Source organism: Scandinavium sp. M-37, assembly GCF_043558715.1.
GTDB lineage: Bacteria > Pseudomonadota > Gammaproteobacteria > Enterobacterales > Enterobacteriaceae > Scandinavium > Scandinavium vulneris_A.
In genome coordinates, this window is sequence record NZ_JBIGIN010000037.1 from 17536 (window position 1) to 41590 (window position 24055).

General features: G+C 48.8%; 21 protein-coding genes and 1 tRNA gene. 7 read left to right on the forward strand and 15 right to left on the reverse strand.

Translation table 11 applies throughout. From position 1 onward, the window contains the following. Positions 1–3: 3 nt before the first annotated feature. The 13 genes from ACG0Z5_RS20265 to ACG0Z5_RS20325 all read right to left on the reverse strand — a co-directional run bounded on the left by ACG0Z5_RS20265 (position 4) and on the right by ACG0Z5_RS20325 (position 14094). Entirely contained in the window at positions 4–828 is an 825-nt protein-coding gene (locus ACG0Z5_RS20265; protein WP_394450606.1) for a prepilin peptidase, read from the reverse strand. Between the two features lie 49 nt (positions 829–877). Continuing rightward, positions 878–2242: a hypothetical protein gene (locus tag ACG0Z5_RS20270; protein WP_394450608.1), complete on the reverse strand. Its 1365-nt coding sequence runs from the start codon at positions 2240–2242 to the stop codon at positions 878–880. Between the two features lie 12 nt (positions 2243–2254). After that, positions 2255–3301 (reverse strand): type II secretion system F family protein, encoded by a 1047-nt coding sequence (locus ACG0Z5_RS20275; protein ID WP_394450610.1) that lies wholly within the window; start codon positions 3299–3301, stop codon positions 2255–2257. After that, complete coding sequence (locus tag ACG0Z5_RS20280) at positions 3285–4814, reverse strand: ATPase, T2SS/T4P/T4SS family (protein WP_394450612.1); 1530 nt, start codon at positions 4812–4814, stop codon at positions 3285–3287. Before ACG0Z5_RS20280 ends, ACG0Z5_RS20275 begins: the two co-directional genes overlap by 17 nt. Then, positions 4811–5326, reverse strand: a complete 516-nt coding sequence (locus ACG0Z5_RS20285; protein WP_394450614.1) for a hypothetical protein — start codon at positions 5324–5326, stop codon at positions 4811–4813. Before ACG0Z5_RS20285 ends, ACG0Z5_RS20280 begins: the two co-directional genes overlap by 4 nt. Further along, on the reverse strand, positions 5308–6162 hold the full coding sequence (locus tag ACG0Z5_RS20290) for a hypothetical protein (protein WP_394450616.1): 855 nt from the start codon (positions 6160–6162) through the stop codon (positions 5308–5310). Before ACG0Z5_RS20290 ends, ACG0Z5_RS20285 begins: the two co-directional genes overlap by 19 nt. A gap of 3 nt (positions 6163–6165) precedes the next feature. Next, positions 6166–6732, reverse strand: a complete 567-nt coding sequence (locus tag ACG0Z5_RS20295) for a pilus assembly protein (protein ID WP_394450618.1) — start codon at positions 6730–6732, stop codon at positions 6166–6168. Positions 6733–6748: 16 nt separating this feature from the next. Next, positions 6749–8194, reverse strand: a complete 1446-nt coding sequence (locus ACG0Z5_RS20300) for a type II and III secretion system protein (protein WP_394450620.1) — start codon at positions 8192–8194, stop codon at positions 6749–6751. 24 nt (positions 8195–8218) lie between these two features. Next, positions 8219–9010 carry a TcpQ domain-containing protein gene (locus ACG0Z5_RS20305; protein ID WP_394450623.1) on the reverse strand — a complete coding sequence of 264 codons (792 nt, stop codon included), beginning with the start codon at positions 9008–9010 and terminating at the stop codon, positions 8219–8221. 48 nt (positions 9011–9058) lie between these two features. Continuing rightward, a complete protein-coding gene (locus tag ACG0Z5_RS20310) occupies positions 9059–10789 on the reverse strand; it encodes a prepilin-type N-terminal cleavage/methylation domain-containing protein (RefSeq protein WP_394450625.1) in 1731 nt (576 codons plus the stop codon). Between the two features lie 75 nt (positions 10790–10864). Next, positions 10865–11596 (reverse strand): type IV pilus major pilin, encoded by a 732-nt coding sequence (locus ACG0Z5_RS20315; protein ID WP_394450627.1) that lies wholly within the window; start codon positions 11594–11596, stop codon positions 10865–10867. Positions 11597–12118: 522 nt separating this feature from the next. Then, positions 12119–13762 (reverse strand): chaperonin GroEL, encoded by a 1644-nt coding sequence (gene groL / locus ACG0Z5_RS20320; protein ID WP_319629185.1) that lies wholly within the window; start codon positions 13760–13762, stop codon positions 12119–12121. A 38-nt stretch (positions 13763–13800) separates the two neighbouring features. Then, positions 13801–14094, reverse strand: a complete 294-nt coding sequence (locus tag ACG0Z5_RS20325) for a co-chaperone GroES (protein WP_013367964.1) — start codon at positions 14092–14094, stop codon at positions 13801–13803. 207 nt (positions 14095–14301) lie between these two features. Here ACG0Z5_RS20325 and yjeH point away from each other — a divergent pair, with 207 nt between their 5' ends. Continuing rightward, a complete protein-coding gene (gene yjeH / locus ACG0Z5_RS20330; protein ID WP_394450632.1) occupies positions 14302–15546 on the forward strand; it encodes an L-methionine/branched-chain amino acid transporter in 1245 nt (414 codons plus the stop codon). Positions 15547–15586: 40 nt separating this feature from the next. Here the strand turns inward: yjeH and ACG0Z5_RS20335 are convergent, their stop codons facing one another. Beyond that, positions 15587–16057, reverse strand: a complete 471-nt coding sequence (locus ACG0Z5_RS20335; RefSeq protein WP_394450633.1) for an FxsA family protein — start codon at positions 16055–16057, stop codon at positions 15587–15589. Positions 16058–16393: 336 nt separating this feature from the next. Here ACG0Z5_RS20335 and aspA point away from each other — a divergent pair, with 336 nt between their 5' ends. The 6 genes from aspA to ACG0Z5_RS20365 all read left to right on the forward strand — a co-directional run bounded on the left by aspA (position 16394) and on the right by ACG0Z5_RS20365 (position 22183). Then, the gene (gene aspA / locus ACG0Z5_RS20340) at positions 16394–17830 is read left to right on the forward strand and encodes an aspartate ammonia-lyase (protein ID WP_394450634.1); all 1437 of its coding nucleotides are present in this window, start codon (positions 16394–16396) and stop codon (positions 17828–17830) included. A gap of 115 nt (positions 17831–17945) precedes the next feature. Beyond that, positions 17946–19247: an anaerobic C4-dicarboxylate transporter gene (locus tag ACG0Z5_RS20345; protein ID WP_394450635.1), complete on the forward strand. Its 1302-nt coding sequence runs from the start codon at positions 17946–17948 to the stop codon at positions 19245–19247. Positions 19248–19359: 112 nt separating this feature from the next. Further along, on the forward strand, positions 19360–19683 hold the full coding sequence (cutA, locus tag ACG0Z5_RS20350; RefSeq protein WP_394450637.1) for a divalent cation tolerance protein CutA: 324 nt from the start codon (positions 19360–19362) through the stop codon (positions 19681–19683). After that, positions 19659–21371, forward strand: coding sequence for a protein-disulfide reductase DsbD (locus ACG0Z5_RS20355; protein WP_394450639.1), 1713 nt, complete (start codon positions 19659–19661; stop codon positions 21369–21371). The genes cutA and ACG0Z5_RS20355 overlap by 25 nt, the downstream gene beginning before the upstream one ends. A 36-nt stretch (positions 21372–21407) precedes the next feature. Beyond that, the gene (locus ACG0Z5_RS20360; protein ID WP_394450641.1) at positions 21408–21983 is read left to right on the forward strand and encodes a transcriptional regulator; all 576 of its coding nucleotides are present in this window, start codon (positions 21408–21410) and stop codon (positions 21981–21983) included. 124 nt (positions 21984–22107) lie between these two features. After that, positions 22108–22183 (forward strand) — tRNA-Phe (locus ACG0Z5_RS20365). A 247-nt stretch (positions 22184–22430) separates the two neighbouring features. Here ACG0Z5_RS20365 and ACG0Z5_RS20370 read toward each other — a convergent pair. Then, positions 22431–24055: Ig-like domain-containing protein (locus tag ACG0Z5_RS20370; RefSeq protein WP_394450643.1), on the reverse strand; the 1625-nt coding region annotated here is incomplete at its 5' end.

Genomic DNA, 24055 nt, shown 5'->3' on the forward strand with positions numbered 1-24055 from the left:
GGTTCAGTACAATCCCGTATAAAATATCACCATCGCTGAAAGTGAAATCGCGGGGCCAAAGGGGATGTAAGATGTTGGCGAGTCTGAATTATCCTCATCAATTGAACGACGCATATTGGATCGCAGGAAAAACAGATACAGAATAATACCGAAGACCGATGAGAGAATGATTAATGCCGGAAGTTGTTCAACCCCCAGCCATGCGGAGATAGCCGCAATGAGTTTGACATCGCCGTTGCCTAATCCTTCTCGTCCACGTATTTTCGCATACAACGCCATCACGCTGTAAATCAACAGCCACGCCACAATAACGCCATAAATAGCCGATCTCGGTTTGATATCAATTATTCCCGTAACCGAGCAAGCCAGGCCGCTCCACAACAGTAAAAAGACCAGGGTATCTGGCAGCAACAGGTGCTGGAAGTCGATCGCTGACAGGCTATAAAGCAAGCAAAAAAAGAGGCAAAAGCTCGCGATCTGAATTTCGTTGTATTGCGGCCACGCCAGGATTGTCAGTAAGGTGAAAACAAGGCCACACACTAACTCCGAGATAAGATAGCGTGCAGAAATAGCGCAATGGCAGTGACGGCACTTCCCTTTAAGCCAAAGCCAACTTAAGACCGGGATATTATCGCGACGCCACACCGGTACTCCACACTCGGGGCAGTGCGAAGGTGGCCACCATAGGTTCACGCCATCAGCATCAGCGTTGCTTTGTGCGTATAGCATGAGTGGCAGACGATAGATCAGCACGTTAAGGAAACTACCGATAAATAAACCCAATATTGCTGCCATTACCGGGTAAAACCACAAATAAAATGTATACATAATTCAGTCCCTTGACGACGTCCTGAAACAGTTCATATCACTTGAACGATTACTGTTTAAGCGTAATGTCCTTTTTGAGTTCCATAAAATATGAAAAATCATTAACTTCAGGTCCAACAAGTCCATACTCAACTTGAGCAGAAAATAATTGCGTGCCTTTCGTGTCACAGATATAAGCATTATCTTCGGTTGGTGGCGGGTAGCCCATAATGCTAAAAAACTGCGCAATCGTAAAACCTTTCTGCCCTTCAGGAACATATATATCTACCCCTTTAGAAGGGCTAATCCCTTTTATGGAAGGTTCCTGGAAATGCTCCAAATCGGTGTAATCATCCACCGAACCTTTTTGCCCATTGAAACAGGTAAATACATTACTCCCCCATATACCCTGACCAGAACCCGTCGCATTACGCCCGTTCCACATTCCCGACCATTCAACGCCACCAACCAACCGCGTATGAATTGCCGCAATATCAAGAATACGCATGCGGTCGTTCATGTAATAGGGAATTATATATACACCGGCTGTCTTGGAATTATTAGCCGTATCTTTCCCCGTCGAGACAAATGCGGGTCCACCAACATCATCAAACGACGACATATAGGGTATAAAATGTTCACCGTCATCACTTTTAAGCGTCCAGGCAGCAAGACGTTGGTCGCTCCCTTTTGCATCACCCAGAAGAATAGCTTCGAGATGGATTAACGACATATGGCGATGCGGGAGGTAAACAACTAATTCCTGGCCTTCCCCCCCGATAGCTGTGTTACTGGTATTGCCTTCAGGCCCGTCAGAAGCAGTCGGAAAAACAATAGACCCGACCCACAATGGTTTATTCTGACTGGTTGCAAGGTTTAACAGGTTATTATAGGCAGAAAGTTTCTGTGTTGAAGTCGTTGATGTGGGGCGGCAGTTATAAAGCGATTCTTTGGCTGTTTCATACGAGCCAGAACATGCAGTGATAACCGGGACAGCATCCCCTGGAACATGGGGTTTTGCGTTGATAATGGGTAAACTCCAGTCGCCTTCTCTACCGCCGCTCACCCAACTGTACCTTTCGTCAGCGTCGTAATGCATATAATGCTCTGAAAAATCGAAATTATCATCTGTGATCGGCGGTAGCTGTGAATCAGGTATATGGCCCAATGAGGACTCAATATACATAATATTTATCGCAATAGGCAGAGAGTTTTTTGCTGTGTAAGAGTATTTATTGCCATCTCGGGTATAGCCAAAAAAATTAGCAATGGGTAAAGCCAATGGCATATCTAACGGGTCCGTACTACCTCCGCTATTATCAATTTCGGCGAAGTTAAATACGCCTCCTTTCGGGCTACTGGCATGAAGCGTGCTGAACGGCAACGAACTGAGGATTAGCAAAAAGAAAAATCTATTCGCGCTTAACCTATTCATCCTGTTTCCTTTTTAAAACGATCCACTCGACCCCATTTTCCCAAGCGTATCTGAAAGCGAAAATAGCGCGGCGAAAACCCAAATAACGCTCCCACCGAGCACTAAAGTCGACAGCGACTTCAATACACCAGATAGCTTGAGGATATATGACCTCACATTTTCCCTCGACTTGTTGGAAACTGAGTTTAGCACCTCATTAAACGAAGGAAGTCCGGCATAGAGACTGATATTCAGCAATGTTTCCGCACCAAACAACCCAGTATTAAGCGCATCCCCATAACCCATTCCTGTCGCCATGTTCTCACGCATAGCATTAATATGCGATCTTAACCATTTATTTGAGTTCAATAAGATAATAGCCAAACCATCATTAAGTGGAATGTTATTTTTCAACATTAACGCCAGGTTATTAAGAAAAATTGACGCTGCGATTTGCTTATATGTCGAGAAGGGGAGAATGCGATCAACAACTTTATTTCTTAAAGGACCACAAAGATTCGTCAGCAATAACTTTATAATTATCACCGCAAAAACAACCCACGCTAATATATACATCCATAATCCAGCCGCCAGCGCTTGTCCGAAAGTATACAAGACCTGTGTTACTTTTGGCCATTTACTCACAGGAACCACACTTTCAAACGCGGGGAAGACTTTTAGCGCATAGCCTGAAATTACAACCAGAGAAATAATAAACATTATAATAGGGAATGTGACCGAGGACAGTATTTTACTTTTGAGCTCGCTATTGTAAGTTATAACATTCACAAGCGTCATAAATCCATCTGCCAGGCTCCCACTTTGCTCAGCGGCATTAATCACGCTGAGCTCACTTTGTGGGACCAATCCTTCGAAGATAATGGCAATGGAAGCCCCGGTCAGTCCGGCCTCCATGTTTTTAGTGAGAAGTCCCACTTTCTGGGCAAAACCACTCCCTAATAAACTCTTGCCTTCATGCTGCAATTTAATTAATGAATCATAAAGTGGCAGGTCGGTTGCAATCATATCGGCACAGAATTTATATAAATAAAGTCGTTGTTTTTTACTGAATTTTGCCAAGGATCACCTCCATATCGCCCTGTTCTATATCGCCAAATTCCATGGAAAACCACGTGGCACAAACGCGTCCACGTAAGACTTCAGCAAAGACTTTTTCTTTGATTTCAAACCCTTCACTAATGCCCGGTGCAGTGATGCGTTTTTTTCGCCAGAACGTATAAACCTGCAGCCAGGCTTCTCTGGAGATGGCTTCCATTTCATCATAGGTAGGGCGCATATATTCCATAACCAGTTGCCTACCGCTAATTCCTGTACGTTTACAACTATCGCAACCCGACTCATTTTGTTCATACAGATTCACGGACTGCCCACCAAAGCTTATCTCGATAGGCTTACGGCAGTGCACGCAGATAACAGGCACCAGTTTCTGGCACTGAAGCCCTGCAACAAAACCCGGTGTGGATAATTTGTCTTTGGTGATCCCCATCGCCGATAAACGCTGAAGCAATGAGACAATATTCCCGGCGTGCACGGTGGTAAAGCAGTAGTGACCACTTTCAACGGCCCCTGCCAGAGCATTAGCGGATATGTTATCGCGAATTTCCCCAACCATCAGGACATCAGGATCACGACGCAACGCGGATTTGATCGCTGAGTGGAAACCACCGCCATCGGTGCTTAAGACTGAACTCTGTTTAGCACCGTAGATTTGATATTCAACCGGGTCTTCAACGGTTAAAAAACAACCTCTGTCCCCGTAGCGATTAATCTGCAACCACTCCATCAGATTTTTCAGGGTCGTTGATTTTCCTGAACCGGTAGTGCCAGCAATAATATAAGCGCCATAAGGGTTACTAAGAATTTTCTTCAGGTCGTCTAATTCTTCTGAAGAGATACCCAGCTTATCCAGATTGGCAACAGAACCTTTCGCCATCCCGGCCGGGATGATACGCAATACTGCGTGGTAGCAATCCGCGGTTTCGCCAAAAACAGGGAAATGAGCGTAGCGAAAACGAAAACTGCGTTTATTTAAGGTATAGAGGATGTTTGCACTTTGGGGAATGGTCCGGTTCCAGGTGGTGTCCCGCGTGGTGGCCTGCACGTTATACAGTACAAACACCAGCTCATCACACTTGCTGGAAGGCATTTGCATCATCGGTATCAATAGCCCATTCACCCGAACTTCAAACTGAGCAACGATATCATTACGCGTGATATGCAGGTCACTTGCCCCCATTTTCACTGCATCCAGTAAAATCGACTCCAACTCTTTTTGCGTTTCGCTAATGTCCAGAGCAACCCGCCGTTGCTTTTGCAGTGAGACAAGCTCAAAAACCTTAAAATAAACAGCCTCATTAACACCAGCGACCCCCACCACATTATGTCGATAAACATCGCTTAGCTTGCGAAGCTCATACTGAAGAATATGTAATTCATCAATCAACGAACGTTGTGAAACGAGATAATCCTGCTCACCCAGTCGTCCAATGAGCATGCGCTCTTCTATTTCGGAAAAAGTCCACTCGCCATTATGGATGGCCTCTTCCGTTAACCGAACAAAATCGACGCTCACCGCAGCACTTCCTTGACAATGGCATTCTTGATGCCACTCCCTTGTTGAACGGTATACTCCTTCCCATTTGCCAGAAATATTTCACCGGGGCGAACAAAGATCGTTTTATCACCAATTGAGATCGCGGCACGTGTAATACCTGCCAGTTGTGAAAGCATCAGAATTTTAGGCTCACCACTAAATTGCGTCACTGCAGGAATTTTTTTATCCTTACCATCTGTAGCAGCGGGTGCGGGGTACGGCGTCAACAAGGGTGACGTGACTAACTCTGCGGCCTCACTTTTAAGTTTTGCCATTTCAAGACGCAACTTCGCCAGTTCAACTTCCTGCGATAGACGACGCTGCGTCTGATTATAGGAAAAATCTTCCTCAACGATTTTTGAAATATGATCCTGAATGGGCGCAGGTACAATTTCCGGCTCGCCACTGACTGTACTGTCATCAGCAATACCTGCTGAAGACAAAACGGCCATCAATAACATAATAGCTACTCTTAAATTCCACTTTTGCATACAATGACTCCCGATATTTTTTTTGCTTTCACACTATCAATTTTTTGGACAATAAAAGCATCACTATATGCCTGACGCCCAAAGAGACTTGCCAGATAGAGTAATTTACTATTATCCTTAGGATCTAATTTAGGAAACTTCATTGACCATTTTATGAAGTTAAATTTAAATAATGTAGCTCTACCTTTTAAAGCAAGTGCTTTCTCCTTTGCAAGCACCTTTGAGGACGGTGGCGAATCTATTTTAATTTCCCATTCGCGCGCCATTATTGTATTCCAGGAGTAAATGTAACTTAGTACATCTCCGCATGGATACTTCAACTCGTTATTGTTTTTTTTCTTATATTGCACAAGCACATCATTATTATTCAGCCCAGATTTAATACCGGTAAAATCAAACCCTTTAGTTGAAAAATTAGAACTGTAACTCTCTCCCCAAAATCTTTTTTGTATTACAGAAAAAGTGCCATTCTTTCCAAGCTGATAATTAAAGGAGCAGGTACGTGAGTCACAAACAAATGTTTCATTGGTGTAACTAAACTTATTCAATAACTCATAACTCGCAACTATCTCAGTCAATAATGAGATCAGGCTTTGGATGCTACCTCCCGACAAAGATGTCAAATAAAAATCATCAACTTCTTTGATATCTCGCGATAGCTGCTCATCTTGCTGACGTTTCATTTCGGCAACGGCTAACGCTGGCTTATGGACAAAGTAATACCACCCTCCAGAACCGGCAGTCGTTAGTAACGATATAATAAGGATAACAATACCCACTATCTTTGTTCTTGACATGGGTTTTGTATTTTTCCGAAGCTGTAAGCCCTTAATCATAAATTAACCTGCTATTATGCTATACAGAAAAATAGCTGAAGCGATCAGTAAAACCAACACCCCAACCCCCACGCCGACCCAGAACAGGCGCTGCTTCCTTTTATAAATCAGCTGTTTCGCTTCGCAGGATTCAATGATCCTTTCGAATTGCGCAGCAGTCACTTCACTAATGTTAAGTGCAGAAAACCGTGAGTCAGGCAGCTGGTTAAGCATTTCATTAAAGAACGCCTCACTGACGATACAATCCGTCCCGCTGACAATTACCCCATTACAAACAATCAAGAAATAATACTGGTTCTCTGCCAACCTGACATAATAGATACCATCCCCTAATAAATTACGTAGATGTACTGCAAAAGGCTCACATCCAGGCGAGGTATTGTCTGAATAGCCAACCAGCTTTTGTATATCTACCTGGCTCGCATCATCATTGGCAATGTAGACATACATTCGATGGCTACGACGGATAGCGGCCATCCATTTTGCATACCCGGCATCTCGCTCATTATGGGACGATGATTCCCAAATAAGTTCCGTCAGGATATTTTTCTTCGATAGCGTATTGAGCATCAGCTTACCTCATCCACTAACGATTCAACGGTGCACGGTAGTAGTCGATACCCACAACCATGACGATAGTGATTTCGCCATCGGCTTTATTATCGCCATACCCTAAAACCTGATACTGGGAATCTTCGGTTGAGATTTGTGCTTCATATCTCGCTACCATCAATAAATTCCCGGCATCAATCGCAGCAGAGTTAAACATTTCTGTCGTTGTCACATTGGGCAGCTGGACGGTATCAAAAGTATCAATCGAATTAAGCTGGCTTTTGGTAAATCCACTTGTGACCTCTACCCGTCCATCAGTCATCACTCTCGGCGTAATAATAAAACTAGTACCAGTAACAATTTCCGAAGTTTCAACTTCAATATCTTCTTCACCGGTATCGTTATTTACTGTACGGGTACGACCTGAGACATAGTATTGGGAGTTGGTCATATTCAAAGGAATAGGTGTGTTATTACGCGTTACAAACGAACCGCTTTGTAAAACTTTACTGCCGGTAAGCTGATAGAGGGCATTGAGCTTTGCATCCACACTAAATGCACGATCGGTGCCTAAGGCCACGCTGGCCCCGCCTCCTAACATCCCCATCAATTCTTGGCTATCAATGACGACACTGCTGCCCCCATCCGTGTAGTTCATATTCAACCCAGCCCCGTATTCTTTCATTTTATTGTTATCGAGGGTGAATATCTTATATGAAACAACAAACTGGCGATTGTTATCACCTTGATATCTTTTTAATACATTATTTAACGCGTTATATTCAGACGGCCTGCCAGTCATAGTAATTGTCGAAGCATCTTTAAAAATGCTATACAATCCACTGGAGACATAATTCTTCGCCATATCCTCCACGTCATCCCAAAAAGATGACTCAAATTTGGTTTCCGATTTTCCGGTCAATCCACCGCCCTCTACTCCGTCATTAGAGAGTTCTAGCTTGGCCTCATATTTGCTATCCTCACCATAATAATCAAGTTTAATGGCGTAAACGCCATAGGCGCTGACGGTGAGAATATCATTCTCATCTAAAACGGTATTGACATCATATAATGCGGAAATGTAACGCATAAACTCATCAAATGTACCATTGAAACTGACGCTATGATTACCCAGGCTTATCGTTTCATCATTTTTCCCTCCGGGCACCCTATTATTAACCCGATGGCTAACACCAGTTTGGGCAAGAACAACATCAAGGACGGTATTAATATCAGCGGGCTCATAAGAGTTGATTGTCACATTCTTTGCCAGCAGACTCTGTCGCTTAGCGCTATAGTCAACCCGCTTACCTAAATAGGCCTCATCATATTTAATATAGGGCTGCGCTTTCATCTGATCCGCACTTTTAGCCCCAGGCAATGATTCCTTAACCTGCGAGCGACCATACTCTTTCTCAAATTCCTGAGTACACCCCTGCAGCAATAAAAGTAATAGACAGACAACTATTTTTATTTTCATACCACCCTCCCTGAAAATTATCCGTTACATATCATCAATAAGTAAAACATGATTCTTCTGATAGTTTTTTATGATCAAGCCATAATTCTCAGAAGCAAAAAGTTTGCCTAACGCAGCTAACACTTCATCATTATCTTTGCCCGTTAAAACAATTGGGCTGTATATAAGGTAATCACTCTTGCTTCTCCACAGCAGTTTAAATCCTGACCTTTCTGCCCACGTCTTGATATCCTGGCTAAGTAAATTCCCGCTATTTAGCACCAGCGTGACAGAGGCAGGGGGTGGAGCGGAATAAATGGGCGAAGTATTCGTAAATGGATTCTGCGATTTTTTGCCACTGGCGGGTGCATAGGTAACAGGTGTTGTAGCAGATGAGGGCTTAATGGCCACTGGTACAGGTACCGCAGCAATGACGACTTTTTTGGCAACCGGTTTAGCGAGGGATGAAGTTGAAGTCTGACTGACAGGTTTTACTGCATCGGCTACAGGAACCTTCACGGTTGTTGTCGTTATAGCTTTATGCTCAGGCTTAGCCGATGTAACCGGTATTGTTGAGCTGGCCCCTTGCTCCGGACGCGCTAAAGACATTGCACCCGGTAGGGGCTGAGTGAGATAGGACGTAGAGGGTTTATTGCCCGACGTTACCGCATCAGCTGACGGGGTTGCGGCTATCGCTACAGGTTTGGACTCCTGCTGGGCAACCAAGACCGATGTTGACTCACCTTTCAATTGTGGTTCGGCATTGACCAACGCCTGCGCCGTCGGAATCATTACCAGGGTAATAGCCCACACGAGGGGCATTATTTTAACCTTCATTTAATTTCATCCTAAAATTTAACGAAAAATAACTCTCCAAATACCTGATTAAGGACTTATCTTTGGTGGCCTCGCTCCCTTCCCACCATCCTCCCAGTCAGGTTGTGGAATTGAACTACACCATGAGGTCAACACGACTGAAAGTGAGCTGGGGTTAATCACGCTTACTGCTTGACCACTAGCATTATCGTAGACACCCGTCGTCGCGCTGATGATCCAATAAGCACCTTTATAATCATCTTGAATCGTGCTCGGTTTCTCGAGGTTTACTTGAATTGCCACGCCGCTGAGATGATCTAATAATCCTTTTGCGGCAGTTCTGTTTTCACCACTGTTAATAAAATCGGCAAAATCACTATCATTCGCCGTCGATCCGTCACTGCTCTCACTCTTCCCTGCATCTGCGACGATAGAAGATATAGCGGCGACCATTCTTGGCATTAACGCTTTCTTAGTTGATAGATTGGGGTTATCAGGATCGGGAGGTAGCGTTGGGCAAGGCTGTACGGGTAATTGAATGCTCCCCGGTTCATCAGCCACATCTGCTGTATAGCTTTCGGGATCGTCAATCACTACACTGTTGCTACCCTTAGTGTTGCCAAAAGATTCGTAGGTGATCACAGGGTTAGTCATTAACGCTTGTTCAAACTTACCCGTTTGGGCGTTAAATACCTCGCCTTCGAAGACCACATTTGCCATTAACGTACCGGTCACCGTATGGTCTTTATCTGCGGGATCCGTCGTTTCAGCGGTTAAATGCATTACGCCATCTTCATCATTTCGCCCTTTGCTATCCGCACCGCTAGTGCCTTCATTGACTTTGAGGCAGTGAGTCATCGTGCCTGCCGTTGAATTCCAGCAGAGATTATCAGCGCCCACGGAACCATCAGACTTCAGGTATTTCCCCACCCCCGCAGCAAAGCTGAAGCGAATACCGAGTTGCTGCATGTTCAATGCAACTTCATCCATATGCGAAGCCATGCTACCAAAGGCAATCGCATCATCTTCAGATGCAGCCCCTTTTAGTTTGAGCAACGTCCAGTTCTTACCATAATTGTTGGCTGTACTACTCATCGCCGTAGAACGATAAATCATGTCGGCACGAGAATAGACCAGGCCATAGTGAGCAAAAGCTTCACTAAACGCAGTGGTGTAGTTTTCAATAGAAAATTTCTGCACGTCGCTGCTTTTGGTGGGGCCAGGATTATAAGCAACAATAAAATCGATACGATCGATGGAGTGCGTCTGTTCATCGCCTACCATGTCCACACGCTCTAATACCAGAGCCCGTTGACTACTGTTCGTGGGTTGGTTGCAGGAGAGATACTCTTTGAAAAATGTTCCTTCCGCGACACTGTTATTCCCATTCTTACAGGATTTGCTGGTGAAATATCCACGCGCCTTACTATTATCCCACTGAATATAATTACCTGAATTATCTATCTCATCCGTAAGGGCGATGTTGGATACGCGCTGGCTGTAGGTTTTGTTTTTAAGGTCACCATTGGGAACATACTTTTTATCATAAAGCGGATTATCAAGACTAAGAACGTCAGCATGGCCATCACCATTTTCATCGACACCAATGACATCCTCATTAGCAAAGGTTAGCAAACCATAGATATCCCCAACGACCACATTCGCCAGATTTTGCCTACCTACGGCCTCTATTTGTCTTTTTTTGTATACCGTTATCGTGGCAAGAATAATCCCCATGATGCCCATGACGATAATCATTTCGAGCAACGTAAAACCCTTACTCTTTTTCGTTAGCGACATTTCACTTACCATGCTATTCGGCATACAAATAACGCCCCCAAAAGGAGGCGTTTGTATCAGGCTTACGGTAAAATATTAACGGCTACCTAAGTTAATGGCGTTTGTGCTGGAATCAGCACAGGCCATTGCATAGTCTGCACTATTCAGATCGCGGTTTGTTGATACCGCCAGACTTTTCAGAACACCCACGGTGTTAAGCGGTAAAATGGTACCCGCGGCAGGGATTGCGGCTGTTTCCACATCGAGAGATGTTGGCAGCGTAGGGGCTGCGCCGGAAGCAGCTGTGGTCACTTCAACATATTCCCAGTCACCTGCAACCTGTCCAAGTAATGCACGACATTGTTCCATATCCAGGCCATTAACACTGAGAACAAACCCTTTCAGGTCTGTTGCGTCGGCGACAGTCGGTACCCCCTGGATGACAAAGTAGTCACCAGAGATACTGTTTCGGGCTTCAGAATTGGAAATTTTTCCCATCTTGTACAAGGTTGCCAGAATATCGCCAGACGCATCCGTTTTCAGCGCTGTTTCATCAGCAAATCCAAGTGCGGCTTCACCGCCAGCAGGATATCCGCCATCCTTACCAAAACCGTCAACGGTGGAGACATCGATCGTGTTAGCACTGTCCGCAAGATCGCTAATATCTTGAGTGAAGAACGCTCGTTGCGCCAGAACTACCACACCTGCTGCGATAATACCGATAATCCCCAGAACGATGATGATTTCCAATAAGGTCACACCACGTTGTTTTTTTAGTTCTTGATATTGATTTGCTTTGCGCTTTAACGCGGAAATAGCATTTTTCATTACAATCTATCCTTTGATTTAAAGTCTACCTTGCCATACGTCGTGAAACGACTCCGCTGGCTATATACATAGTAAAATCTAAAGAAAAGTGCAGCAATGAACGAAATAGAACCGTTGCTCAATTCCCTGCTTTCACCCATTCAAAACCAGCGATTGCATGGTAGAACAAAAAAACATCTTTTTGCTCGTTGAAAGTGAGCATCATCGAAAAATTAGGAATATATCAATATACAAACAGGCATAATCTGTAGTAACTGATCACCCCCGCTAATAATATTTTTAAATCAGATCATTCATAAATTAATGATCAGTTTGAATGATCATTCATAAATAGTCTAAAAAAATCGGATATTGTCAGAAAACACGAGGCTCTTTAATTAATATTTAATGGACAGCGTTAAATGTTGCGGTAATTATTTGATTCTATATTTCGTATGAATACAGAAATAAAAAAAGGACAAGCCTTTCGGCTTGTCCTTTTTGAGCATCCTTACCCTTTAATAAAGGATAAGAAATGGGCTATTACATCATGCCGCCCATGCCGCCCATGCCACCCATACCGCCAGCACCTAAGTCAGGCGCGTCGCCTTTAGGCATGTCAGTCACCATACATTCGGTGGTGATCATCAGGCCAGCAACAGAGGCTGCGTACTGCAGTGCAGAACGGGTCACTTTGGTTGGGTCCAGGATACCCATGTCGATCATGTTGCCGTATTCTTCGGTCGCTGCGTTATAACCGTAGTTACCGTCGCCCGCTTTCACGGTGTTAGCCACTACAGATGGCTCTTCACCGCAGTTCAGCACGATCTGACGCAGTGGAGCTTCCATTGCGCGCAGCGCAACTTTGATACCCACGTTCTGGTCTTCGTTCAGGCCACGCAGTTCGCCCAGCTTGCTTGCTACACGGATCAGCGCAACGCCACCGCCAGCAACCACGCCTTCTTCTACCGCAGCACGGGTTGCGTGCAGGGCATCTTCAACGCGCGCTTTCTTCTCTTTCATTTCAACTTCAGTCGCGGCGCCAACTTTGATAACGGCAACGCCGCCAGCCAGTTTCGCTACACGTTCCTGCAGTTTTTCACGATCGTAGTCAGAGGTTGCTTCTTCAATCTGCTGGCGAATCTGAGTCACACGACCCTGAATTGCCGCTTCTTCACCCACGCCATCGATGATGGTGGTGGTGTCTTTGTTGATAACAACGCGTTTCGCCTGACCCAGGTCTTCCAGAGTCGCTTTTTCCAGCTCCATACCGATCTCTTCAGAGATGACGGTACCGCCGGTCAGGGTGGCGATGTCCTGCAGCATAGCTTTACGACGGTCGCCGAAGCCAGGTGCTTTAACCGCAGCCACTTTCACGATGCCACGCATGGTGTTAACCACCAGCGTTGCCAGTGCTTCGCCTTCAACGTCTTCAGCAATGATAACCAGCGGCTTGCCTGCTTTCGCAACGGCTTCCAGCACTGGCAGCATTTCGCGGATGTTGGAGATTTTTTTGTCAGCCAGCAGAATGAACGGGCTTTCCAGCTCTACCGCGCCAGTTTCTGGCTTGTTGATGAAGTACGGGGACAGGTAGCCACGGTCGAACTGCATACCTTCAACCACGTCCAGTTCGTCCTGCAGACCGGTACCGTCTTCAACGGTGATAACGCCTTCTTTGCCCACTTTATCCATCGCTTCTGCGATGAGTTTACCCACGGTTTCGTCGGAGTTAGCGGAGATGGTGCCTACCTGAGCGATAGCTTTAGAGTCAGAGCACGGTACGGACAGGGTTTTCAGTTCTTCAACGGCCGCAGCAACAGCTTTGTCGATACCGCGTTTCAGATCCATTGGGTTCATGCCCGCAGCAACGGCTTTCAGACCTTCGGTGATGATGGACTGAGCCAATACGGTTGCGGTAGTGGTACCGTCGCCTGCAGCGTCGTTCGCTTTAGAGGCAACTTCTTTAACCATCTGCGCGCCCATGTTTTCGAACTTGTCTTCCAGTTCGATTTCACGTGCTACGGAAACACCGTCTTTGGTGATGGTCGGTGCACCGAAAGATTTATCCAGAACCACGTTACGGCCTTTAGGACCGAGGGTAACTTTCACTGCATCTGCCAGTACGTTCACGCCGCGCAGCATTTTCACACGAGCGTCGTTACCGAATTTTACGTCTTTAGCTGCCATGTTCTTTATTCCTCAAATTCGTTCAGTGTGCGCGTGGATTACGCTTCAACAATTGCCAGAATGTCGCTTTCGGACATGATCAGGACTTCTTCGTTGTCGATCTTCTCGGACTTCACGCCGTAGCCATCGTTGAAAATAACGATGTCGCCCACTTTCACGTCCAGTGGCTGCACTGTACCGTTTTCCAGGATGCGGCCTTTACCGACAGCGATGATTTCGCCACGAGTTGATTTGCCTGCTGCTGAACCGGTCAGAACGATGCCGCCCGCAGATTTGGATTCAACTTCTTTACGTTTGACGATCACACGATCATGTAACGGACGAATACTCATTGATAGCTCTCCTTTGAGAAAGTCTTTATCAGTTATGGGTGACGCCGGGCCGCAGTGGTTTACCGGCTAGTGACCTGAGAGATGGGGGCCGCCTTGTATCCCTTCAAGGGGCAAATCTAAAAAAATTTTTTGATTGTGCTGTTCTCACAAAACGCCACTCGTCCCTGAAGTGCTACGATGCTCACTTTCTTGCAACAGGTTGATGTGATGAGTGGTTTGAAACAAGAGCTGGGGCTGGCGCAGGGCGTGGGGCTGTTGTCTACTTCGCTGCTCGGCACCGCCGTTTTTGCCGTTCCGGCGCTGGGTGCGCTGGTCGCGGGCGACAACAGTCTGTGGGCGTGGCCCGCGCTTATTCTTCTGGTCTTCCCTATTGCGGTTGTCTTTGCAGTGTTAGGCCGTCATTTCCCCAGCGCCGGTGGCGTGGCGCATTTTGTCGGCATGGCGTTTGGCCCGCGCCTTGAGCGGGTGACCGGCTGGCTGTTTCTGTCGGTTATCCCGGTCGGCCTGCCTGCGGCGCTGCACATTGCCACCGGTTTTAGCCAGGCACTGTTTGGCTGGCACGATGAACAGCTGCTGCTGGCGGAACTCGGTACGCTCGGCATCATCTGGTGGGTGGGTTCTCGCGGAGCCAGCACCAGCGCGAATCTGCAAACGCTGGTCGCAGCTGCGATTGTCGCACTGATTGTGGCCCTATGGTGGGCGGGTGATATTACGCTGTCCGCCATTCCGTTCCCGCCAATTGCCAGCGTCGACCACTCGCAGCTTTTCGCCGCGCTGTCGGTGATGTTCTGGTGCTTCGTGGGCCTGGAAGCATTCGCCCACATGGCGTCCGAATTCAAACAACCGGAACGTGATTTCCCGCGAGCGTTGATGATTGGCCTACTTTTAGCGGGTGCGGTTTACTGGGCCTGTACCGTGCTGGTGCTTCATTTCCACGCCTTCGGGGCAGAGAAAGCCGCCGCGGCGTCATTGCCGTCCATCGTGGTGACGTTGTTCGGCGTGAAAGCATTATGGATTGCTAGCGTGGTGGGTTTTCTGGCCTGCTTCGCGAGCCTGAATATCTATATTCAGAGCTTCGCCAGCATGGTGTGGTCGCAGGCACAGTATCGGCCTGACAGCCGGCTGGCGCAGCTTTCGCCCCGCCGATTGCCGATTAATGCACTCAATGCGGTACTGGGCTGCTGCGTGCTGAGTACCCTGGGCATTTATACATTGAGCATTAATCTGCAAGCGCTGATCGTCTATGCCAACGGCATTTTCATCATGATTTATTTGCTGTGTATGCTGGCCGGTTGCCGTCTGTTGAAAGGGCGATATAGAGTTTTGGCGGTGATTGGCGGGGTGTTGTGCGTGCTTTTAATGGCAATGCTTGGCCTGAAAAGTCTGTACGCCATTATTATGCTGGCGGCACTGTGGCTGTTTTTGCCCAAGCGCGGCAGAGTCCACGCTTAATTTGACACCCGGCGAACGCAATGTCGCCGGGCACAATTCATTAGCGATCGTCTTTGTCTTCCAGACGGTCGCGCTCCTGGTCCTTGCGCTGGTATTCCCCTTCGAAAGTATCCCCACCTGTATTACCGGCGGTAAACCCGCCGCCAGGCGTACGCACGAAGCGCAGATGCGGCATCAGTTTGAGCGTCAGGTGTTTTTGCACCGGCGGCAACAGCAGTAACAGACCGAGGAAATCGGTAAAGAAGCCCGGTAAAATCAACAACAGACCGGAGATAATCAGCGACACGCTTTTGATCATCTCTGCCGCCGGGCTTTCACCTGCCTGCATCTTCTGCTGCATCATCACGAGGTTTTTGAAGCCCTGGTTACGTACCAGCGACATCCCGATAATCGAGGTGAAGATCACCAGAATCAGAGTCAGCAGTACGCCCAATACATGCGCGACCTGAATGAATATCGAGATCTCAATATAAACGTATAAAAAAAAGGCAATAAAAGGTATCCAGCGCACTGGTTTCTCCTGTTGAGCAACAGCCGCTCCCGGCGCCTGTTTGAATGAGTTTGCGATTCGCGTGATCTGGAGATGGAGGCAAAATTGCCGTTTTCAATCGGCGTCAGCGCTCTTTTTCCCCGCACGGTTAATGCGGTGATTCATTTCACAGATTAATAAATCTGATGCGGATCGGCGCATAATAAGTGATCCAGATTACGGCAATTCGCTATTATCAGCATATGATCATGGGCACCGGGTCGATTAAGGAAATAATCGTCGGCCAAAAAACACACATGACCCCACTCATCCTGTGTGTAGGGTGAATTCATTAGCAGCTTAATCAAGAAGGTTCACATGTTAAACAACATTCGTATCGAAGAAGATTTGTTGGGTACCAGGGAAGTTCCAGCGGACGCTTACTATGGTGTCCATACTCTGAGAGCGATTGAAAACTTCTACATTAGCAACAGCAAAATCAGCGACATCCCGGAATTTGTCCGCGGGATGGTCATGGTGAAGAAAGCCGCCGCACTGGCGAATAAAGAGCTGCACACCATCCCGAAAGGGGTTGCCGACGCCATTATTGCCGCCTGTGATGAAGTGCTGAACAACGGTAAATGCATGGACCAGTTCCCGGTCGACGTCTATCAGGGCGGCGCGGGCACCTCGGTGAACATGAACACCAATGAAGTGCTGGCGAACATTGGCCTGGAGCTGATGGGACACCAGAAAGGGGAATATCAGTATCTGAACCCTAACGATCACGTCAACAGATGCCAGTCGACCAACGACGCTTACCCCACTGGTTTCCGTATCGCGGTATATGCCTCCGTGGTGAAATTAATTGACGCTATCAATCAGTTAGGTGATGGCTTCCAGCGGAAATCCATTGAATTCCAGGACATACTGAAAATGGGTCGCACCCAGCTTCAGGACGCGGTGCCGATGACCCTCGGTCAGGAATTCCACGCGTTTAACGTGCTGTTGAATGAGGAAACCAAAAACCTGCTGCGCACTGCCGAACTGCTGCTCGAAGTGAACCTGGGCGCAACCGCCATCGGGACGCGTCTGAACACGCCGGATGGCTATCAGCAGTTGGCGGTGCAGAAACTGGCTGAAGTAGCCAACATGCCGGTAGTGCCTGCCGAAGACCTGATTGAAGCCACCTCCGACTGTGGCGCATACGTGATGGTTCACAGTGCCCTGAAACGTCTGGCGGTGAAACTGTCGAAAATCTGTAACGACCTGCGCCTGCTCTCCTCCGGCCCGCGCGCTGGCCTGAACGAAATCAACCTGCCAGAACTGCAGGCCGGTTCGTCTATCATGCCAGCCAAAGTGAACCCGGTCGTGCCGGAAGTCGTCAACCAGGTGTGCTTTAAAGTGATCGGTAACGACACCACCGTGACCATGGCTTCTGAAGCGGGACAGCTGCAGCTGAACGTGATGGAGCCAGTGATTGGCCAGGCGATGTTTGAATCTATCCACATCCTGACCAACGCCTGCTACAACCTGCTGGAAAAATGCATCAACGGCATTACCGCCAACAAAGAAGTGTGCGAGAGCTACGTCTATAACTCCATCGGCATCGTCACCTACCTCAACCCGTTTATTGGTCACCACAACGGCGATATCGTCGGCAAAATTTGTGCGGAAACCGGGAAGAGCGTGCGTGAAGTCGTCCTGGAGCGTGGTCTGCTGACCGAAGCAGAGCTGGACGATATCTTCTCTCCACAAAACCTGATGCACCCGGCCTATAAAGCGAAGCGTTTTACCGATGAAAGCGAACAGTAATAATTCAGGTTAAAATCATGCGAGGCACGTCAGCAGTGACGTGCCTTTTTTTTATATAGAACATCAAAAAAATAACATTTAAGTATCCAACATCTAACAATCAAGGGAAGCGATCATGATAGTCATCGAACTTATCATTGTATTAGCGGCGATTTTTCTTGGCGCCCGACTCGGAGGGATTGGCATCGGTTACGCCGGTGGATTAGGCGTATTGGTACTGGCCATCATTGGCGTCAAGCCGGGACATATCCCGTTTGACGTTATTTCCATCATCATGGCGGTCATCGCGGCTATCTCGGCGATGCAAATTGCCGGTGGCCTGGACTATCTCGTCAATCAAACGGAAAAACTGCTGCGTAAGAACCCGAAATACATCACCATCCTTGCGCCTGTCGTCACCTACTTCCTGACCATTTTTGCTGGCACCGGTAACATTTCGCTGGCGACGCTGCCCGTGATTGCCGAAGTGGCAAAAGAACAGGGTATTAAGCCCTGCCGTCCACTCTCCACCGCCGTCGTGGCAGCCCAGATTGCCATTACCGCATCCCCGATCTCCGCTGCGGTGGTGTACATGTCTTCGGTGCTGGAAGGCCACGGCGTGAGCTACATTCATCTGCTGTCGGTGGTTATCCCATCGACGCTGCTGGCGGTGTTGCTGATGTCGTTCCTCGTTACCATGCTGTTTAACTCTAAGCTTTCCGATGACCCGGTGTACCTCAAGCGTCTGGAAGAAGGCCTGGTTGAACTGCGTGGCGAACGCCAGATGGAAATCAAACCGCGGGCAAAACTGTCGGTGCTGATGTTCCTGCTCGGAGTACTCTGCGTGGTGGCGTATGCCATCATCAACAGCCCAAGCCTGGGGCTGGTCGCCACACCGCTAATGAACACCACCAACGCCATCCTGATTATCATGCTCAGCGTCGCCACCCTGACCACCATTCTGTGTGACGTGGAAACCGACAGCATCCTCAGTTCCAGCACCTTTAAGGCCGGGATGAGCGCCTGTATCTGTATTTTGGGCGTGGCCTGGCTGGGCGATACCTTCGTTTCGGCAAACATCGATTGGATCAAAGAGACCGCGGGCACCGTGATTCAGGGCCATCCGTGGCTGCTGGCGGTCATTTTCTTCTTCGCATCCGCGCTGCTCTATTCCCAGGCCGCCACCGCGAAAGCATTGATGCCGATGGCATTGGCACTGAACGTCACGCCGCTGACCGCCGTGGCCTCGTTTGCTGCCGTCTCGGGCCTGTTTATTCTGCCGACCTACCCAACGCTTGTCGCCGCGGTACAGATGGACGACACCGGCACCACGCGCATTGGCCGCTTCGTGTTTAACCATCCGTTCTTTATTCCGGGCACCATGGGCGTGGTCTTCGCCGTCTGTTTCGGCTTCCTGCTGGGCAGCTTCATCCTCTAAACCCTCCAGGGTGTAAAATTAGTTAAAGTCGGGCTGCTCAGCGGCCCGACGCATTCATCCCCCTCCCCCGCATCATGCTATAGTGCCTTTTTTCGCCGATACGAGGTTGAAGATGACCCTGCCTGATGCAGTTGTTGTACTCTGTACCGCCCCGGATGAAGCTACGGCCCAGGATCTGGCCGCCAAAGTGCTGGCTGAAAAGCTTGCCGCCTGCGTCACTCTCCTGCCGGGTGCCACGTCGCTCTACTACTGGGAGGGCAAGCTGGAGCAAGAGTATGAAGTGCAGATGCTGCTGAAATCCGACACGGAACATCAGCAGAAGCTGCTGGAGTGCCTGAAGTCACATCACCCGTATCAAACGCCAGAACTGCTGGTTTTACCCGTTACCCACGGAGACAACACATACCTCTCATGGCTCAACGATTCATTACGCTGATCCTGCTGCTGTGCAGCACATCGGCCTTTGCCGGGCTGTTTGACGCGCCCGGCCGCTCCAATTTTATTCCTGCCGACCAGGCATTTGCTTTTGATTTTCAGCAGAATGCGCATGACCTGAACCTCAGCTGGCAAATTAAAGACGGCTACTATCTTTATCGCAAACAGATAGCGGTAACCCCGGCACAGGCCTCAGTCGCCCCCTTACAGCTGCCTGACGGCGAGTGGCATGAAGACGAGTTCTTTGGCAAAAGTGAAATTTATCGCCATCAGCTCACACTGCCGGTCACGGTTACCGAAGCCAGCAAAGGGGCAACCCTGACCGTTACCTATCAAGGCTGCGCCGAGGCTGGATTCTGCTATCCGCCGGAAACCAAAGTGGTGCCACTGAGCGAAGTAGTAGCCTCAGAGGCCATTCCTGCGCCTGCTGCACAACAGCAAACCGAGGTGAAAGACGACACCGCCGCTGAGACCACATCCCTGCCATTTTCAGCATTATGGGCACTGCTGATCGGCATCGGCATCGCCTTTACGCCCTGCGTGTTGCCGATGTATCCGCTGATTTCCGGGATTGTCCTCGGTGGTCAACAGCGCCTTTCTACCGGACGTGCACTGCTGCTGGCGTTTATCTATGTTCAGGGCATGGCGCTGACCTATACCGCGCTGGGTTTGGTGGTGGCGGCGGCTGGGCTAAAATTCCAGGCTGCGCTCCAGCATCCTTACGTGCTGATTGGCCTCTCTGCGGTATTTATCCTGCTGGCGCTGTCGATGTTTGGTTTGTTCAGCCTGCAACTGCCTTCATCGCTGCAAACGCGTCTGACGTTGATGAGCAACCGTCAGCAAGGCGGTTCGGCGGGCGGTGTATTTGTGATGGGGGCGATCGCCGGATTGATCTGCTCGCCCTGCACCACCGCCCCGCTCAGCGCCATCCTGCTGTATATCGCGCAAAGTGGTAACCTCTGGCTCGGTGGCGGCACGCTCTATTTGTACGCGCTGGGCATGGGTTTACCGCTGATTCTGGTCACCGTCTTCGGTAACCGCCTGTTGCCGAAAAGCGGCCCGTGGATGGCGCAGGTTAAAATTGCCTTTGGCTTTGTGATCCTCGCCCTGCCAGTGTTCCTGCTTGAGCGGATTATTGGCGATGTGTGGGGGCTACGGCTGTGGTCGATGCTCGGCATCGCCTTCTTTGGCTGGGCATTTATCACCAGTCTGACGGCCAGCAAACCGTGGATGCGAGTGGTGCAAATCATTCTGCTGGCAGCGGCGCTGGTTAGCGTGCGCCCATTGCAGGATTGGGCTTTTGGCGGGGTGCAAACCCAGCAACAAGCACACTTAAATTTCACACGCATCGCCAATGTCGATGAGCTGAACCAGGCGCTGGCCAGGGCGAACGGTAAACCGGTAATGCTCGACCTGTACGCCGACTGGTGCGTGGCCTGTAAAGAATTTGAGAAATACACCTTTAGCGATCCGCAGGTCCAGCAGGCGCTGAAAAACAGCGTTTTGCTGCAAGCCGACGTGACGCGCAACACAGCCCAGGATGCTGCCCTGCTTAAAGAGTTGCAAGTTCCTGGCCTGCCGACCATTCTGTTTTTTGATCCCGCAGGAAAAGAGATCCCAGCCATGCGGGTTGCCGGGTTTATGGATGCCGCCGCGTTTCACGCGCATTTGCAGAAACTGGCCCGGTAAACGACACTTTTAAAGGGATTAACGGAGGACAAAGCCGTGCAACGCGAAGAAGTATTGGGAAAAGCCCTGCAATTACTTGAACTCAAAGGGATTGCTGACACAACGCTGGAGATGGTTGCCGATGCGACCGACACGCAGCTCGATGCCCTGAAGCGTTTCTGGCCCGATAAAGAAGCGCTTCTGTATGACGTCCTGCGCTATCTGAGTCAGCAAGTCGATATCTGGCGTCGTCAGCTTATGCTGAATGAGGAACTGAGCAGCGAACAAAAGCTGATGGCCCGCTATAACGCGCTAACCGAATGTGTGAGCAACCATCGCTATCCCGGCTGTCTGTTTATCGCTGCCTGTACCTTTTATCCGGATCCTGAGCACCCGATTCATCAGATGGCGGAACGGCAAAAACGTGCCGCTCATGAATTCACTCATGACCTGCTGACCCAGCTTGAAATTGATGACCCAACGATGGTTGCAAAGCAGATGGAGCTGGTGCTGGAAGGCTGTCTTAGCCGTTTGCTGGTCAAGCGCAGTCAACAGGATGTGGACACCGCGCAGCGTCTGGCTGAAGATATTTTGCGCTTTGCCCAGTGCCGTTCGGGTGGTGCATTAACCTGACAGGCGACCCCCTGAGACTAATCGCAGCGAAACTGCGCAAACTGCCGTAAAGTTAAGCAAACGCGTCAGTTTTCCGTGATTTGGGTTGACGCCAATCGCTGATTAGGGTTTAATTCGCCCCGTTGCCCGGATAGCTCAGTCGGTAGAGCAGGGGATTGAAAATCCCCGTGTCCTTGGTTCGATTCCGAGTCCGGGCACCACTATTTAAAGAAACCAGCCTAAGGGCTGGTTTTTTGCTTTCTGGGGTTCCGGTAGATTTCTGGTCGAGATGCTCGCTGATGTGTAAGTATCCTGCTTAACCGAACCATTCACTTTTAGAGACCTTCCGACATACTGATCCACGACAAGTAAAAACACCCTGTCAGCTTACGCCTTCAGGGTGTGGATTGATTTCATTAACTCCGACCGGAGCCGGGAATGAGACGGTCTCTGAAGAGTATCAGCAGATTATGAAACCTGATGAAGCTCTACACCGTGCTGTACCAGTAACTCAACATGGCTGCCAGTATGCTGGTAAACCTCATACTGAACACCACCCGCCGTAACCTGGCCAACATCCTGCCAGGCGTTATGCGCAAGATCTTCAACTTTCAGTTCAACCACGTCACCCGCATCACCCGTCACCGCCAACTGCTTATGACCATCCTGAATAAACAGGTTGTCATGCGCTTCACTCAGGATCTGATCCAGTGTCAGAGTAACAGGCTCCTGCCCAGCATCGTGAATAGATTGACCAGGCTGCGTCTCACCGGGTTCAGGCTGCGCCAGAGTATCTGCTGAAGGTGCAGCGTCATGATTAGCATCTGAATGTAAGGAAACTGAGTGCTCGTCAATAACGTGATGTGTTGAAGAAAGGTCCTCTACTGCGAGTAAAGTCTGTAGGCCCCCCTCATGAACAGTCAGGCTGTAAAAACCACCGTCCACTCCTGCATTGTCTGTACTTGCTGTTAAGTGAACGCTCTGTATCGCATCATTAGGGAGATTGAGGCCCGTAATACTCATTGACCAGTGACCATTTGCATCAATTGGCGTTGAGTAGCGTACTTCTTGCCCATTAATATTAAAGTATACATTAGCCTGCCAGGAAGAATTACCAGGGTATGAAGGGTTGCCGGTTCCGGCCAACGTTACCGCACCATTATAAATATCTATATTACCGCTTAAAGCCTGACCGTTTTCGGTTGTGATAACCAATGGCACTGAGGGTGCCGGGTTCGGCGTCGGGTCTGGTGTTGGGTCAGGTGTTGGCTCAGGTGTTGGGGTTCCTCCCTGCACAACATTAATTTCATATATACCAGAATGCGCGCTGGTGTGACCCGAGGCGTCGGTCATTGTGATGGTGAAATCATGCTCACCCAGCCCAAGCCGGGAAGGAGGAGTGAAAGACCACGATCCATCGCTTCCCGACTTTGTCGTGCCAATAACGTTATTTCCGTCGTAGATAGTTACCGTGGCATCGGGAATACCGCCGCCACCCAGTTTAGGCGTGCGGTCATCAGTAGTGCCGCCATTATCAACATGTATAGTTGCGGCGTCATTATCAATGCAATAGTAGATTACTGGTTCACCCGAAAGGAATTGAAAATGATATTCGTCCCCCGAGTTGGTGCCGAGAGTATTCCCGGCAGCATCCTTACCACCGAGAGTAATTGAATAGCTATTCTGGGCTTCCAGGGTATTCAACTGATAAACCCAGTTTCCATCCTCTCCGGCAATGACACTTCCAGTATAGATAGTCTCATTGGAACCCATTGTCGCGAGGCGAATAGTTACCATGCTATTGGCTTCGGCATGACCGTGCAGCACCGGGCGACTGTCATACGTTTTCCCGTCGTCTAGCAGTGCGATTTCGTCACCGCCCTGATGCACGATGACACTGTCCAGAATCGGTCTGGCAAACTTGGTATCAATGTTGACGATAAACGGATCCGAAGGTGCGCTTTCAATGCCGTTGACGACCTCAGTTACCGTTATATGGTGCGGTAATCCCCCCGAAAAAACGGTGTGTTTATAAGTAGAATTTCTCGTAATCTGAATCGGGGAGATTTCTATGAAAAAAGCACGTTTTACCG